This window comes from Pseudomonas sp. A1230 (assembly GCF_044218825.1).
Lineage (GTDB): Bacteria > Pseudomonadota > Gammaproteobacteria > Pseudomonadales > Pseudomonadaceae > Aquipseudomonas > Aquipseudomonas iridis.
Genome location: NZ_CP162582.1, coordinates 2849659 through 2866822, shown reverse-complemented (window position 1 = coordinate 2866822; position 17164 = coordinate 2849659). Strand labels below are relative to the sequence as shown.

At 62.1% G+C, this 17164-nt stretch carries 7 protein-coding genes; 5 read left to right on the top strand and 2 right to left on the bottom strand.

What is annotated here, in order from left to right; all coding sequences use genetic code 11:
• The first annotated feature begins 242 nt into the window (after positions 1–242).
• On the top strand, positions 243–10769 hold the full coding sequence (locus AB4P97_RS13435) for an autotransporter-associated beta strand repeat-containing protein (RefSeq protein ID WP_395602818.1): 10527 nt from the start codon (positions 243–245) through the stop codon (positions 10767–10769).
• A 137-nt stretch (positions 10770–10906) separates the two neighbouring features.
• Here AB4P97_RS13435 and AB4P97_RS13430 read toward each other — a convergent pair whose 3' ends face one another.
• On the bottom strand, positions 10907–11146 hold the full coding sequence (locus AB4P97_RS13430; RefSeq protein WP_395602817.1) for a DUF6124 family protein: 240 nt from the start codon (positions 11144–11146) through the stop codon (positions 10907–10909).
• 575 nt (positions 11147–11721) lie between these two features.
• Here AB4P97_RS13430 and selD point away from each other — a divergent pair.
• Together selD and mnmH are read left to right on the top strand one after the other, a co-directional pair.
• Positions 11722–12756, top strand: coding sequence for a selenide, water dikinase SelD (selD, locus tag AB4P97_RS13425; RefSeq protein WP_395602816.1), 1035 nt, complete (start codon positions 11722–11724; stop codon positions 12754–12756).
• Positions 12756–13859: a tRNA 2-selenouridine(34) synthase MnmH gene (mnmH, locus tag AB4P97_RS13420; protein ID WP_395602815.1), complete on the top strand. Its 1104-nt coding sequence runs from the start codon at positions 12756–12758 to the stop codon at positions 13857–13859. The genes selD and mnmH overlap by 1 nt, the downstream gene beginning before the upstream one ends.
• A gap of 362 nt (positions 13860–14221) precedes the next feature.
• Here the strand turns inward: mnmH and AB4P97_RS13415 are convergent, their stop codons facing one another.
• Positions 14222–14896 carry a hypothetical protein gene (locus AB4P97_RS13415; RefSeq protein ID WP_042560072.1) on the bottom strand — a complete coding sequence of 225 codons (675 nt, stop codon included), beginning with the start codon at positions 14894–14896 and terminating at the stop codon, positions 14222–14224.
• Positions 14897–15239: 343 nt separating this feature from the next.
• Between AB4P97_RS13415 and AB4P97_RS13410 the strand changes: the two genes are divergently transcribed.
• Positions 15240–15938, top strand: coding sequence for a glutathione S-transferase family protein (locus tag AB4P97_RS13410; RefSeq protein ID WP_042560071.1), 699 nt, complete (start codon positions 15240–15242; stop codon positions 15936–15938).
• 245 nt (positions 15939–16183) lie between these two features.
• The gene (hemB, locus tag AB4P97_RS13405; protein ID WP_395602814.1) at positions 16184–17158 is read left to right on the top strand and encodes a porphobilinogen synthase; all 975 of its coding nucleotides are present in this window, start codon (positions 16184–16186) and stop codon (positions 17156–17158) included.
• Positions 17159–17164: the final 6 nt, after the last annotated feature.

Here is a 17164-nt window from a genome sequence, read left to right as displayed (position 1 = left end):
CCGCATCCCCTAGAGAGGGATGTGTTACAGCAAATCCCCTGTATTCACAGGCTCAAACCCCCGGTTTAGAGCGCCTAGTATTAAAGTATTAACACCATTTAATCCGCACCCATCTCCACGGCTCTACTAGCTTTGTCAGCATTCAACGGTTTTGTGATGACCGTCGCAGTCTTGATTGGCGTGCGAAACAGGCACGACTTTGCACGCCTCAAGGAAGAATTGGCCACGACAAGGAGTAGCCTGTGCAAGTAAGGTCCGGTGTCGCCCTCGTTTCGCGTTTTTCCCCTCTTTCCCTTGCTGTGCACTTGAGCGTCGCCGGACTGTTGTTCGGTGCGGTGAGCACTCCGGCGCTGGCCACTTGCTCCACCGCCGGTTCCACAGTGACCTGTACCGGCGTGCCGAGCCTGCCGCTGTTTCTTAACAACTTCAGCAGCGCTACCAACGGCCTTACGGTCAACGTCAACAGCGGGGCGCAGATGAACGCGACCCTCGGCGGCCACGTGATGGACCTGACCGGGGTGAACATCAGCCTGAACAACTCTGGCACCCTCGACCCGGCACTGTTGGGGCTGGTGTCGGTGCTGAGCGGCGGCGCCTTCATCGGCACTGGCGCCACCAGCACGGTCAGCGTGCTCAACAATGCCAGCGGGATCATTCGCGGCACCGGCATGCTCCTTGGCCTCAACCTGACCAGCATCGATGGCTTGGGTATCGCGGTGAACAACGCGGCGGCCGGTACCACTACCATCACCAACAACGGCACCATCACCTCGACCGGGCTTTCGGTGGGTGGCATCACCCTGGCCGATACCCCGGTAGTCGGCGTCTACGGCGGCTCGCAAGTCAACATGACCAACAGCAGCACCGGTGTCATCAACGGCCGGATCGCCTTCGAGACATCGGCTGCGGGCAATACATTTACCAACGCCGGCGCAATTACCGGCGGCGTGTCGATGGGCGCAAGCAGCACCAACACGTTCACGGCGATTACCGGTTCTACGGTGCAGGTCGGTGACGGTGTTCAGGTCAGCGTCGGTCTCGGTGGCCTGATCGGCATCAACCTGACCTTCGCCCCGACCGGTACAGTCGATGGCGGCGCGGGTGGCACCAACAGCCTGATCCTGCAAAACCCGATCGGCGTCGGCGGCGGTACGACCGGGACTGGAACGGCGTTCAGCGCGACCTACGTCAACTTCAACAACCTGACTATCAACAGCGGCACCTGGACCTTGCAGGGGCCGTTGGTCAGCGGCGCGACCACGCTCAACGGCGGTGTCGCCCAGTTCAACAACAACGCCACATTTGGCAGCGGTGTCCTCACCTCCAACGGCGGGATCCTGCAGGCGAGCAACGTCGGGTTGAACGTCAGCAATCTGATCTCCCTCGGTGCCGGTGGCGTGACGGTGCAAGGCACCAACGCCACCACCCTCAGCGGGGTGATTTCCGGCAGCGGCGGCCTGACCAAAGTCGGTTCCGGGCAACTGAGCCTCAGCGCCGCCAACACGTACTTGGGCAACACCACACTCAACGGCGGCACCGTGCAGTTGGGCAACAACCTGGCGCTGAGCACTGGCACCCTCAACGTCACCGGCGCGACAACCCTGAGTGCCCCCGGCACGATCAGCCTGAACAACGCCATCAGCCTCGGCGGCACATTGACGGCCGGCGGCACCGGCGCACTGACTCTCGGCGGCTTGATCACCGGCAGCAGCGGCCTGAGCAAAACCGGCACCGGCAGCCTGACCCTCAGCGGCGCCAACAGCGGTTACACCGGCACCACCACCCTCAGCGCCGGCAGTTTGCTGGTGACCAACAACAATTCGCTGGGCAGCGGCGCACTGAACACGGCTGCCGGTACCAGCCTCGACAGCACCGCCAACGTCTCGCTGGCCAACAACATCGCCATGACTGGCGTGCTGAACGTGCTCGGCAGCAATGCCTTGACCCTGGACGGCATTTTGTCCGGCACCGGCGCCATCACCAAAAGCGGCAGCGCCAGCCTGACGCTGACCGGCAACAACACCAACGCCGGCAACACCGCGCTCAACGCCGGCAGCCTGTTTGTCGGCAGCAACACCGCGCTCGGCACTGGCGCATTGAACGCGGCGGCCAACACCACGCTGGACGCGACCACGGCCGTGACGCTCGCCAATGCTGTAGCGCTGGCGGGAGGGCTGACCATCGGTGGCACGCAGGCATTGGGTCTGAGTGGCGTCGTCAGCGGCGCCGGCAACCTGATCAAGAACGGCACGGCGGACCTTACCCTCAGCGGCAACAACACCTTCGCCGGCGGTACCGCGCTCAATGCCGGCACGCTGATTGTCGGCTCCAACACCGCGCTGGGTACGGGTGCCTTGACGACTGCGGCAGGCACCGCGCTTGATGCCAGCACCACGGTCGCATTAAACAACGCCGTTTCCCTGGGTGGCGATCTGGAATTCAGTGGCAGCGCTGACCTGACCCTCGGCGGTGTAGTCAGCGGCAGTGGCGGTCTGACCAAACGCGGGTTCACCAATCTGGTGCTCAACGGCGCCAACACCTATACCGGCGGTACCACGCTGGCGGCGGGCACCCTCACCGTTGGTAATGCTGCTGCATTGGGCACTGGCGCCTTGTCGGTCACCGATACGGCAACACTGGACAGCAACACCGCCGTCAACCTGACCAACAACGTCAACCTCAACAGCAGTGCCCTGACCCTCGGCGGCAGCAGTGGCCTGACCCTCTCCGGTGTGATCAACGGCGCCGGTCAGTTGCTCAAGAATGGCGCGGCCAACCTGACCCTCAGTGGCGCCAACACGTTCACTGGCGGTACGACGCTGAACGCCGGCAGTCTGACTGTCGGCAATGGCGCAGCACTCGGCACCGGCGCACTGACCGTGGCCGGGGCGGGCACCCTTAACAGCAGCTCGGCGGTGACGTTGAGCAACGCGATCACCCTCAACGCCAACCTCACCGCTGGCGGCGCCAACGCGCTGACCCTTGGCGGCTTGATCAGCGGCGGTAATGGCCTGATCAAGACCGGCGCCTCAAGCCTGACCCTCAACGGCAATAACACCTATACCGGCACCACCGCGCTGAACGCCGGATCGCTGATCGTCGGCTCCAACACGGCGCTCGGCACTGGTGCGCTGAACGCATCGAACGGCACCACGCTTGATGCCGGCACCGCAGCAACCCTGGCCAACAACGTCAACCTCGGCGGCACGTTGACTCTGGGCGGAACCAATGCGCTGACCCTCGGCGGCGTGGTCGCCGGTATCGGAGGGCTGGTCAAGAACGGCGCCGCCGACCTGACCCTCAACGGCGCCAACACCTATTTTGGCAACACCGCCCTGAACACCGGCAAACTGATCCTCGGCAGTAACACCGCGCTGGGCTCCGGCACATTGAACGCGGCGGCAGGCACTACGCTCGACGCCAATACCGCCGTGAGCCTGAACAACGCGGTGGCATTGGCCGGTGCCTTGAACATCGGCGGCACGGCGGATCTGACCCTGACCGGTCTGGTCAGCGGCGCTGGCAGTCTGGTGAAAGACGGCGCGGCCAATCTGATTCTCAACGCGGCCAATAATTTCCTCGGTGGCACGACCCTGAACGCCGGCACGCTGACCGTTGGCAACAGTTCGGCATTGGGCTCCGGCGCACTGACCGTCGCTGGCGCGGCAACACTGGACAGCAACTCGCCGCTGGTCAGCCTCAGCAACGGCGTCGCGCTCAACGCTGCGCTGACCGTGGGGGGGACGCAAAACCTTACCCTCGGCGGCATCGCTAGCGGCACCGGCCAATTGATCAAGAACGGCGCGGCCAACCTGACCCTCAACGGCAACAACACCTTCAGCGGCGGTACGACTCTGAACGGCGGCACCCTGACCCTGGGCAATGCCAACGGCTTGGGCAGCGGCGCGTTGATTGTTGGCGGCGCGGCGACCCTGGATAACAGCGCATCCTTCGGGATCGGCAATGCGATCACGTTGAACGCCGGTCTGACCGTCGCGGGCAACAACGACCTGAGCCTCAACGGCGTTATCGACGGCGCCGGCAGCCTGACCAAAAATGGCCTGTCAGACCTGACCCTGGCCGGCAACAACACGTTCACCGGGGCGCTGAACATCGTCTCCGGCAGCGTCACCACGTTGAACAGCAATGCGCTGGGCAACACCGCAGGCGTGAATATCAGCGCTGGCGCCGGTTTGAATCTGGGCAGCGACGCCAGCCTCGGCGGGCTGACCGGCAGCGGCGACGTGCAGCTCACCGGCAGCAACACGCTGACCGTCGGCAGTGGCAACGTCACCAGCACGTTCGACGGTGGCCTCAGCGGCAGCGGCGGCCTGATCAAAGTCGGCACCGGCACCTTGAACCTCACCGGGATCAACGGCATCACCGGCGACACCGCGATCAACAGCGGCATCGTGAATCTCAGCGGTTCACTGGCCAGCGCGCAGATCAACGTCAATACCGGCGGCACCCTGAGCGGTACCGGTTCGGCGCTCGGGACCGTCAACGTCAACAGCGGCGGCCATCTGGCGCTGTCCTCGGGCAATCAACTGTCCGCCGGTGCCCTGACCCTCGCGGCCGGCAGCAATGTTGATGTGGCACTGGGGACACCGTCGACCGCGTCGTTGATGAATGTCGGCGGCAACCTCACCCTCGACGGTAATCTCAACGTCACTGACGCCGGCGGTTTCGGGGTCGGTGTGTATCGCTTGTTCAACTACACCGGTGCGTTGACCAATCTCGGTCTCGACGTTGCCGGCGTACCGGTCGGCTACGGCCTCGGCGACTTGATCGTGCAAACCGGTGTGGCCAACCAGATCAACATTCAAGTGTCGGCACCGAACGTGAACATCCGTTATTGGGATGGCAGCCAGAACATTGCCAACGGCGTCGTCGACGGCGGCACCGGTACCTGGAATGCGGTCGGCACCAACTGGACCGATGCCAACGGTCTGGTCAATCAACCGTGGGCGGGCGACTTCGCGGTATTCCAGGGCACGGCGGGTACGGTGACGGTCAACGGCACGCAGGCGTTCACCGGCATGCAGTTCCTCACCGATGGCTACAACGTAGTGAATGGCACGGCGGGGCAACTGACTGCTGTCAACGGCACCGGGGGGACCACCGCGTTGCGCGTTGATCCGGGTGTGACCGCGACCATCGGCGTCAATATCGATGGCAGCGGCATCCTCAACAAACTCGATGCCGGCACCCTGGTGCTCAACGGTGCCAACACTTACAGCGGCGGCACGCAACTGGACGGCGGCAAGATCATTGTTGGCAGCAACACCGCGCTGGGCAGCGGCACACTGACCGCCAACGCCGGCACGCAACTGGACAGCAATGCTGCGGTGACTCTCGGCAACGCAGCGACCCTTAATGGCAACCTCACCGTAGTCGGCAGCAATGCGCTGACGCTCAACGGCGTGATCGGCGGCACTGGCGGCCTGATCAAAACCGGTGCGGCCAACCTGACGCTCGGCGGCAACAATGCCTTCCTCGGGCCGGTGGCGCTGAATGCCGGCGGACTGATTCTGGCGTCGAACTCGGCGCTGGGCTCCGGCACCCTGAACGCGGCGGGCGGCACCACGCTCGATGCCGCCACCGGGGTTTCGGTGAATAACGCGGTCAATCTGGCGGGTAACCTCGGCATTGGCGGCACGGCAGATCTGACGCTTGCCGGCACGATCAATGGTGCGGGCAGCCTGAGCAAAACCGGCGCTGCCAACCTGACCCTGAGCGGCAACAACAACTTCCTTGGCGGCATCAACCTGGGCGCCGGTACCCTGACTGCCGGCAGCAACTCGGCGCTGGGTCTGGGCAACCTCACCGTGGCCGGCGCTTCGGCGCTGGACAGCACCAGTGCGCTGAGCCTGGGCAACAACATCGTGCTCAACGCCAACCTGAGCAACACCGGCAACAACAACCTGACGCTCGCCGGTGTAGTCAGCGGCGCGGGCGGACTGATCAAGGACGGCGCGTCGAACCTGACCCTCAACGGCGTCAATACCTTCACCGGCGGCACTACCTTAAATGCCGGCACCTTGACTCTTGGCACCGCTGCAGCATTGGGCTCCGGCGCACTGAACGTGGCTGGCGCGTCGACCCTCGACAACAGCTCGCCGCTGGTGCTGGCGAACGACGTCAACGTCAATGCGAATCTGGCCTTGGCCGGTAACAACAACCTGACCCTGGGTGGCGTGGTTGCCGGGGCCGGAACCTTGAGTAAAAACGGCCTGGCAGACCTGACGTTGAGCGGCAACAACACGTTCAGCGGGACCTTCGATGTGCTGTCCGGCAGCCTCACCGCCCTGAGCGGTGCAGCGCTGGGCAATGATGCGACGGTCAATCTCGGTGCTGGCGCAGCCCTCAACCTCGGCGCATCGGGCAGTCTCGCCAGCCTGACTGGTAGCGGCACCGCGTTGATCGGCACCGGCAACACGCTGAGCCTGGGCGGCAATAACGTCAGCAGCACATTCGCCGGCATCCTCAGCGGTGACGGCGGGCTGACCAAACTCGGCACTGGTAGCCTGACCCTGAGCGGCATCAGCGACCTCACGGGCGACACCAACGTCAACGCGGGCACCTTGCAGGTCAACGGTTCGCTGGCCAGCGCCAATGTGTTGGTCAACAACGGCGGCACACTCGGCGGCAGCGGCACGTTGACCAGTGCGGTGACCGTGGCCGATGGCGGACATATGGCGGGTGTCACCGGCAGCACCTTGTCGGTGGATTCCCTGGTGTTTGGCGGCAACTCCAGCTTCGACGTCGGCCTCGGTACGCCGGTGTCGGGTGGCGGTAACGCGCTGGTCAACGTCGGCGGCAACCTGACCCTCGATGGCACACTCAATGTCAGCGACATCGGCGGTTTTGGCAGCGGCGTGTATCGCCTGATCAACTACACCGGTGGCCTGACCGACAACGGCATGCTCATCGGCAGCGTGCCGGGCAGCGTCTCAGTGGGCGATCTGCAACTGCAGACCGCGCAGGCCAATCAGCTCAACCTGCTGGTCACCGCGCCAACCGCCACCGTGCAGTTCTGGGACGGTAGCCAACTGGTCGCCAACGGCACGGTCGACGGTGGCAACGGTACCTGGGGCACCGGGACCACGAACTGGACCGACGTCAACGACACCACCCATCAAGGCTGGACCAGCAACTTCGCGGTGTTCCAGGGTGCGGCGGGCACAGTTACGGTCAACGGCGCGCAAACCATCACCGGCATGCAGTTCGTCACCGATGGCTACAGCCTGCAGAACGGCACGGCGGGATCGCTCAATCTGGTCAACGGTTCGCTGGGCAACGCCTCGGTGCGCGTCGATCCGAATGCCACGGCAACCGTCGGTGTAGCGCTCAACGGCGCAGGTACTCTCGGCAAATATGACACCGGCACCCTGGTGCTCAACGCTGCCAATGGCTACACCGGCGGCACCGCGCTCAATGGCGGTACGATTGTCGTCGGCAACAATGCGGCGCTCGGCACTGGTGTGTTAACTGCAGCGAACGGCACTGCGCTTGGCAGCAACACCGCTGTCAGCCTCGGCAATGATGTGGTGCTCAACGGAGGATTGAGCGTCGCCGGCTCCAACGCCTTGACCCTCGGTGGCGTCGTCAGCGGCAGCGGCAGTTTGATCAAAAACGGTGCTTCGAGCCTGACTCTCAATGGCAGCAATACTTACTCCGGTGGCACCCAACTGAGTGGCGGCACGCTGGTTCTGGGCAACAACAGCGCAATCAGCAGCGGTGCATTGAGTGTGCTCGGCAACGGCACGCTGGACAGCACCTCGGCGCTGCAACTGGCCAACGCCATCAACCTGGGCGCCGAGCTGACACTGGCCGGCAACCAGAACACTACGCTGATCGGCGCTGTTACCGGCACCGGCAGTCTGGTGAAAAACGGCAGCGGCGACCTGCTGCTCAGCGGCGCCAACACCTACAGCGGTGGCACCGCGCTGAACGGCGGTAGCACTCGAGGCGACACCAGCAGCCTGCAAGGTGCAATCGCCAACAACGCGGCGCTGACCTTCGAGCAAAACGCCGACGGCAGCTACACCGGCAACCTCTCCGGTACCGGCTCGCTGAACAAAACCGGCAGTGGTCGGTTGCTGCTGACCGGCAACAACAGCTTCACCGGCAACACTTCTGTGCAGGCCGGCACCTTGACCGTCAACGGTGTGCTCAACAGTGCCAACGTCAACGTCGCCAGCGGTGCGCAGATTGGCGGTGGCGGTCAATTGGGCGGTTCGCTGCAACTGGCCGACGGCGCGACCCTGGCCGGTGGCGGCACGGCGACACCGCTGTCGGTCGGTGCGTTGGCGTTGTCTTCGGGGACTGATCTGGACTTCAGCCTCGGGTCTGCCGCCAGCTCGACCACGGTGGTCAATGTCGCCGGCAACCTGACCCTCGATGGTACGCTGAACATCAGCAACGCCGGTGGCTTCGGCACTGGCGTCTATCAACTGTTCAGCTACGGCGGCAGCCTGACCGACAACGGTCTGGTCTACGGCAGCCTGCCGGTTGCGCAGGCCAACCTGACCCTGCAAACCGCCATTGCCAATCAGATCAATCTGCTGGTGCAAGGCTCGCCGGGTGAAGTGCAGTTCTGGAACGGCGGCACCACCAATCCTGATGGCAGCATCGGTGGCGGCAGTGGTGTGTGGGGGCCGGGGACCAACTGGACTGATCCAAGCGGCACTCAGGCGTTGGCCTCCAACGGGCAGTTCGCTGTGTTTGGTGGTCAGGCCGGTACTGTCACCGTGTTGGGTAATCGGAACTTCACTGGTTTGCAGTTCCTCAGCAATGGCTACAGCCTGGCGCCTGGCGCTGGCGGTACGCTGACTCCGGTCAACGGCGCAGACGGCAGTCTCGCACCGGTGCGGGTGAATGCTGGCGGCAGCGCGGAAATCTCCACACCGCTGGTGGGCACGGGCGGCATCGAGAAGCTCGATTCCGGGACTCTGGTGTTGAGCGGCGCCAACACTTACAGCGGTGGTACGACTGTCAGCGGCGGTACGTTGGTGGGTAACACCACCAGTTTGCAAGGCAACATCCTCAACAACGCTTCGCTGTTGTTCGTGCAGAACTTCAACGGGCAATTTAGCGGGTCGTTGCGCGGGCTCGGCGCCATGCTCAAACGCGGCACGGGCACCTTGTTGTTGACCGGTGATAATCCGTTCAGCGGCACTGTGGCGGTCGATCAAGGCGTGCTGCAAGTCGGCAGCCGCGCTGCTCAGGCCTCGTTGGGAGGGCAGGTCACTGTCGCCAGCGGCGCTGCGCTCAGCGGTAACGGCAGCGTCGGTTCGGTGGTCAACAATGGTCTGGTGCAATCCGGGGCCGAGGCGGGCACGTTGAGTGTCGCCGGCAACCTGACCAATGCTTCCAGCGGTGTGCTGGCGCTGACAGTCAGCTCGCCGACCGCTACACCGCTGGCGGTCGGCGGTACGGCTGCGCTGGGTGGCGGTCTGCAAGTCAACTCGCTTGCGCCATTCACTGGCAACACCACGTATTCGCTGATCACGGCGGGCGGCGGTGTCACTGGTACCTTCAGCGCAGCGGATCTGCCGCAATACGCGTTCCTCGACTCGGCGCTGGCGTACGACGCCAACGCGGTAAACCTGGTGGTGAGCCGCAACGACAACTCGTTCGCCGACGTCGCCGCCACGGGCAACCAGCGCAACAGCGCTTCGGCGTTGTCGCGCAATGGTGCGGCCGGCGCGGCGTTGCAGGACCAAATCGTCAACCTCAGTGCGGCGGGTGCACGCAATGCCTTCGACAGCCTGTCCGGGGAGATTCATGCGAGTACCGCCAGTGCGATCCTCGAGGATTCGCGTTACGTGCGCGAAGCCGTCAACGATCGCATGCGCCAGCCTTCGTGCAGTGCGCCGGATGATCCACGCCGTGCCTTGGCGCCAAGCGACAACCAGTTGAGCAGCAACGGTTGCCACGGCGAGATGGTCGGCTGGGCGCGCGCACTTGGCGCCTGGGGTGAGTCGGATGGCGACAGCAACAGCGCCAAACTCGACCGCAACCTCAGCGGCTTCATGCTCGGCACTGACAAGCAACTCGATGATCAGTGGCGCCTGGGCATGGCCGCCGGTTACACCCGCAGCGACCTCGATGCGCATGATCGTCGCTCGGATGCCACGGTCGAAAGCTACCACCTGGCGGCATACCTCAACTCGCAGTTCGATGCTTTGGCGGTGCGCCTCGGCGCGGCTTACAGCTGGCACGACATCGAGACCAAGCGTGATGTCAGCGTCGGCACCTACAACGATCGTCTGGAGGCCAATTACGACGCTCGTAGCGCTCAGGTGTTCGGTGAAGTCGGTTACACAATGCAAGCTGCCGGCATTGCTCTGGAGCCGTTCGCCGGTCTGGCCTACGTCAACTACGACACCGACAAGGCCAAGGAAAAAGGCGGCGTGGGGCGCTTGAAGGCCGATGCCGAGCAGGACATCACCTTCTCCACCCTCGGCCTGCGCGCCGGCAAAGTCATCACCCTGGCCAACGGCGGGCAATTCACTCCGCGCGCGGCAGTGGGCTGGCGGCATGCCTTCGGTGACACCAAACCTGATGCCGACCTGACCTTCATCGACGGCGGCGCCTCGTTCAGCACCCAAGGCGTACCAATTGCCAAGGACAGCGCGATAGTCGAAGCGGGCGTGGACTTCCAGATCAGCCCGACCGGCAAACTGGGTATCGGCTACTCGGGGCAACTGTCGGATGACAACAACGATCATGCGATGACGATCAGCTTCAGCCTTGGCTTCTGATTTAGGGTCGAAGCACTTTTAACCGCCCGAAAGGGCGGTTTTTTTTGCAGGGGCAAAAGATCGCAGCCTGCGGCAGCTCTTACACGGGAATTCGCGTTTTCCTGTAGGCGCTGCCGCAGGCTGCGATCTTTCGTTCTTTACTGTTGCGGGTCGATATTGTCCAAGGCCCGGTTCACTGCAAGTTCACCGAGCATGACGATCTGGGCAATGCCCAGCACGATGCTGCGGTTAGGGCCATTCAGCACGGCGGCAAACTCGGTCAGCATCACTTTGGCAGACGCCAATGTTTCACAGGTATTGGCGAGGAGAGATTCGGTGTCGATGTCGGGGGCGACCATGAACATGGTGCTGGGGGGATCCGGAGTAACTTTGACCATTGTGAAATCACCTTTCAGATCGATGGACTTACCCCATCTGCCGCCAAGCAGAGTGGGTGGCAGGTTGCACAAGGTTGGCGGACCGAGAAAGGTGAATCGGCATCCCCGAAGGAATCCATGTGCAACCTGCCATAAAGTGAGTCCGGCACTCATAAGCGCCTGAAACTTTCATGACAGAACCTTGCAACACCTTTCCGGGCCGCCAAGCCCGACCGCTGTATTTCAGCGACCGAGAAACAATAGGGACAGCGCGCAAGGCACACAAGCCGGCCGATTCTGGCGTTGTTGTAGGCAAAGACGCAACCCGCCGTAGCCCAAACATGTAACCAGTGAAATCGGTGTAGGAACTGTCGAGCAGTGGCGGATGATTTTTCATCAGGACACGTTCTGCGCTTTACAATGAAGTGCTCATTGACTGCTCAATAGCCTTCGCGAGCAGGCTCGCTCCCACAGTGGGTCTGAGCGATCTGAGGTGGGAACGAGCTTGCTCGCGAAGGCGCCCTGACAGTCAGCAGAAAAATTGTCAGCCGCGCTCTGCTAGAATCCGCCCCATTCCCTGCCAGAGACTCTTTCCCATGAGCGAGCCGATTCGCCTCACCCAATACAGTCACGGTGCCGGTTGCGGCTGCAAGATTTCCCCGCAGGTGCTGGAGGTGATTCTGGCCGGCAGCGGCGCGCAGAACCTTGACCCGAAACTGTGGGTCGGCAACGCCTCGCGCGATGACGCGGCGGTCTATGAGATTGATGCCGAGCGCGGTGTCGTTTCGACCACGGACTTCTTCATGCCGATCGTCGATGATCCGTTCGACTTCGGCCGTATCGCCGCGACCAACGCGATCAGCGATATCTATGCGATGGGCGGTGATCCGTTGATGGCGATTGCGATCCTCGGCTGGCCGGTGAATGTGCTGGCGCCGGAAGTGGCACGGGAAGTGATCCGTGGCGGCCGTGCGGTGTGCGACGCTGCAGGCATTCCGTTGGCGGGCGGCCATTCGATTGATGCGCCAGAGCCGATTTTCGGCCTCGCGGTGACCGGTCTGGTGGAAAAACGCCACATGAAGCGCAACGACACCGCCACCGCCGGTTGCCTGCTGTACCTGACCAAACCGCTGGGCATCGGCATCCTCACCACGGCCGAAAAGAAAGGCAAGTTGCGTCCTGCCGACGTCGGTGTCGCTCGCGACTGGATGTGCACGCTGAACAAACCCGGCAGCCGCTTCGGCAAACTCGCTGGCGTTACGGCGATGACCGACGTCACCGGTTTCGGCCTGCTCGGGCATCTGGTGGAAATGGCAGACGGCAGCCAGCTCACGGCGCGCATCGCCTACGACCGAGTGCCGCGTCTGGACAGCGTCGAGTATTACCTCGAACAGGGCTGTGTGCCCGGCGGTACGTTGCGCAACTTCGACAGTTATTCGAGCAAGGTTGGCCGCGTGCAGGAGCTGCACAAACGTGTGCTCTGCGACCCGCAAACCAGCGGCGGTCTGTTGATCGCGGTTACGCCTGAAGGCAATGACGAGTTCCTCGCCGTCGCCGCCGAACTGGGCTTGAACCTGGCGCCAATTGGCGAACTGGTCGAGCGACAGACGAACGCAGTCGAGGTGGTTTGATGCTCCGCGACTGCACCGATTACCGCGATATTTTCCTCAACGATCGTCCGCTGTTGGACGCTCGCGCGCCGGTCGAGTTTCACAAAGGCGCGTTCCCTGGTGTGATCAATCTGCCGCTGATGAATGACATCGAGCGGCAGAAAATCGGCACCTGCTACAAGCAGCACGGCCAGCAGGCCGCCATCGAGTTGGGCCATCAAATGGTGTCCGGTGCGGTGAAGGCCGAGCGTATTCAGACCTGGGCAGATTTCGCCCGGGCCCATCCCGACGGTTACCTCTATTGCTTCCGCGGCGGGTTGCGTTCGCAGATCACCCAACAATGGCTGCGTGACGAAGCCGGCATTGACTATCCGCGCGTAGGCGGCGGTTACAAGGCGATGCGCAGCTTCCTTATCGACACCACTGAACAAGCCATCGCGCAGTGTGATTTCGTCTTGCTGGGCGGCATGACTGGCACCGGCAAGACTGAAGTGCTGGTGCAATTGCGTAATGGCCTGGATCTGGAAGGGCACGCCAATCACCGCGGCTCCAGTTTCGGTAAACGCGCCACCGCGCAGCCGTCGAACATCGATTTCGAGAACCGCTTGGCCATCGACATCCTCAAGAAGCGTGATGCCGGTATCGAGCAGTTTGTGCTGGAGGACGAGAGTCGGGTGGTCGGCAGTTGCGCCTTGCCGCTGGCGATGTATCAGGGCATGCAGCAGTACCCGATGGTCTGGCTGGAAGACAGTTTCGAGGATCGCGTGGAGCGGATTCTGCGTGATTACGTGGTCGATCTGTCTGCCGAGTTTGCATCGGTGCATGGCGAGGAAGGTTTTGCGCTGTTCGCAGAGCGGCTGCTGGAGAGCCTGAACAACGTGCAGAAACGCCTGGGTGGCGAGCGCCATCGGCGGCTATTCGATTTGATGGAAGCGGCGCTGTCAGAGCAGGCCCGCAGTGGTGCGGTGGATCTGCATCGCGGCTGGATCGAGGGGTTGCTGCGTGAGTATTACGATCCGATGTATGTGTTTCAGCGCGAGAAGAAGGGCGGGCGTATCGAGTTTGCCGGGGAGCGTGAGGCGGTTATCGAGTATCTGCGCGAGCGGGTGAATCAGAATGTCTGATGGCGTGTTTGCCGGCCTCATCGCTGGCAAGCCAGCTCCCACAGTGTCGTGGGTGCACCGCAAATATGCGCATCACTCCAAACCTGCGGGAGTCCGGCTCGCCAGCGATGAGGCCACCACTGACAGTAGAAGACTCAAGTCAGGCAAGTGTCCCTGCCATCATCCAGCCTTTCACAGCATTCGTTGTGCATTCAAAACCTGTGGGAGCTGGTTCGCCAGCGATGAGGCCATCACTGACAGTAGAAGACTCAAGTCAGGCAAGTGTCCCAGCCATCATCCAGCCTTCCACAGCCTTCGTTGTGCATTCAAAACCTGTGGGAGCTGGCTTGCCAGCGATGAGGCCCGAATAGACACCCGAAGACTTAAGTCGGGCAGGTGGCCTTGCCGTTATCCAGCCCTTGCTTGTAGCTGTGGCTCTGCAAACTGGCCTTGCCGTTGTGCCACGTCAGGGTCAGCACGTACAGCGAATCGAAGTCGCTGCCCGCCCAGTCCTCGGTGATGGACTGTTTTTCGCCGACGGCATTCCCGGCCACCTTGTTGATCAGTTCCGGCAAATAGCCGTGGGACCACGCGGTGTAGATGGTGGAGTTGTGATACTTGTCCTCCAGCAGTTCGCGCGCCAGATCGCTGGTGTCATTGGCCGAAAATTCGATGTTCACTGGCAGGCCGAGCTTGATGGCGGCGGGGCTGATGGTCATCAGCGGGCGAATATAGCTATAGGAATTGTCCAACTCGCCTTCCTCGACATTGCGCGTCGGATTGGCGGCGAACACGTAGTCGGCAGCGCCGAATTTCTCCGGCAGCAACGTCGACAGGTCAATGGCTCGGTTCAAGCCCTGGCAATTGAGCTGGCCGAGGCCACCTTCAGGCTTTTCGGCGTGGCGCAGGAACACCAGGGTCTGGGTGCCGTCCACCGGTTGTGCACGGCTTTCGCTGGATTCAAGCGACAGAAACAACGCGCTGACCGCCAACAGGGAGGGCAGGGCAACGTAGGCGCGATGTTTGAAGCGTTTGGCGAAACTCATCAAATTCGACATGAAATAAAAAGGTCTTCAGCGTGTTCGGTTAAGGCTGACAAACCTTTACACCGCAGGCTCCCAGCACCGGGTGTTTTCCATGTCATGAAGCGCTTCCTCTGCAACAAGGGCATAGCTCAGAGTCCTCTGAGGCCCTTTGGTTCGATTCGCAAGCGTGCGCGGCACTCTAATGGCAAGCACTCACGGCATTGGCAGAGAATAATCACTGAATGTTACGGTTCCTGTAGGCGTTGCCGAAGGCTGCGATCTTTTGATCCTGGTGAAACGCTCAAGATCAAAAGATCGCAGCCTGCGGCAGCTCCTACATTATGATCGGGCTTTAATTTGTGACTGGATGCTTCCCATGACCGATCTGTCCGCGTTCCCGATCACCCAGAAATGGCCGGCGCAGTACCCTGACTGGATTCAGCTCTATTCCTTGCCGACACCCAACGGCGTCAAGGTGTCGATCATGCTTGAAGAGATCGGCCTGCCTTACGAGCCGCACCGCGTGGGTTTCGATACCAATGATCAGTTGTCCCCGGAGTTCCTCTCGCTGAACCCGAACAACAAGATCCCGGCGATTCTTGATCCTCACGGCCCCGAAGATCAGCCGCTGCCGTTGTTCGAGTCTGGCGCGATCCTGATTTACCTCGCCGACAAGAGCGGCCAGTTGCTCGCGCAGGAGGGCACCTTGCGCTATGAAACCCTGCAGTGGCTGATGTTCCAGATGGGCGGCATCGGCCCGATGTTTGGCCAGCTCGGTTTTTTCAACAAATTCGCCGGCAAGGATTACGAGGACAAGCGCCCGCGTGATCGTTACGTCGAAGAGAGCAAACGTCTGCTCAAGGTGCTCGACGGTCGGCTGGAAGGTCGCGACTGGATCATGGGCGAGCGTTACACCATTGCCGATATCGCGACGTTTCCGTGGGTGCGTAATTTGATCGGGTTTTATGAGGCCGGTGACTTGGTGGGCATCAGCAACTTCCCGAATGTCACCCGGGTGCTGGAGCGTTTTCTGGCACGGCCTGCGGTAATCCGTGGTTTAACGATCCCTTCCTGATTGACACACAACCCTGTGGGAGCTGGCTTGCCAGCGATAGCGGTGGAAATGGCAACATTCATGTCGACCCTGCCGCCGTCATCGCTGGCAAGCCAGCTCCCACAGGGTTTCAGGGTGTGCCTGAAAGATTATTACGCACTCAGTAATGCTGTCTTGATTGATCCAGGTTTGTACGCCAACGCCTGCAAGGCATAAGCTTCGCCCCCTACGACTTTCGTCTCATCTTCCGTTTTCAGGAAAGCCCCATGTCCAGTCAGTTCCCCGAAGCACGTCCCCGCCGTCTGCGCCGCAATGCGAGCCTGCGCAGTCTGTTCCAGGAAACCGAGTTCAGCCTGAATGATCTGGTGCTGCCGATTTTCGTCGAGGAAGAGATCGATGACTTCGTGCCGATCAAGAGCATGCCCGGTGTGATGCGTATTCCCGAGCGCAAACTGGCCAGCGAAATCGAGCGCTATGCACGCGCCGGCATCAAGTCGGTAATGACCTTTGGCGTGTCCCATCATCTGGACAGCAACGGCAGCGACACCTGGCGCGAAGAGGGCCTGGTGTCGCGCATGTCGCGCATCGCCAAGGACGCCGTGCCGGAAATGATCGTGATGTCCGACACCTGTTTCTGCGAATACACCGATCACGGCCACTGCGGCGTGATGCACAACCATGAAGTCGACAACGATCAGACGCTGATCAACCTCGGCAAGCAGGCCGTTGCCGCTGCCCATGCCGGTGCTGATGTGATTGCGCCGTCGGCGGCGATGGACGGTCAGGTGCGGGCGATTCGCCAGGCACTGGACGCGGCCGGGTTCACCCAGATTCCGATCATGGCCTATTCGACCAAATTCGCCTCGGCGCTGTACGGCCCGTTCCGCGAGGCCGGCGGCAGCGCGTTGAAAGGCGACCGCAAAAGCTATCAGATGAACCCGATGAACCGCCGCGAGGCTCTGCGCGAATCGTTGCTCGACGAGCAGGAAGGCGCCGATGCGCTGATGGTCAAACCAGCCGGTGCGTACCTGGACATCATCCGCGACATCCGCGAGGCCTCGAACCTGCCGCTGGCGGCGTATCAGGTCAGCGGCGAGTACGCGATGATCAAGTTTGGCGCGCAGGCCGGAGCGATTGATGAGGATCGCGTGGTGCGCGAGAGCCTGGGCGCGATCAAGCGTGCGGGGGCGGATCTGATCTTCACGTATTTCGCGATGGATCTGGCGCTGGCCGGGATCTAAGCCACA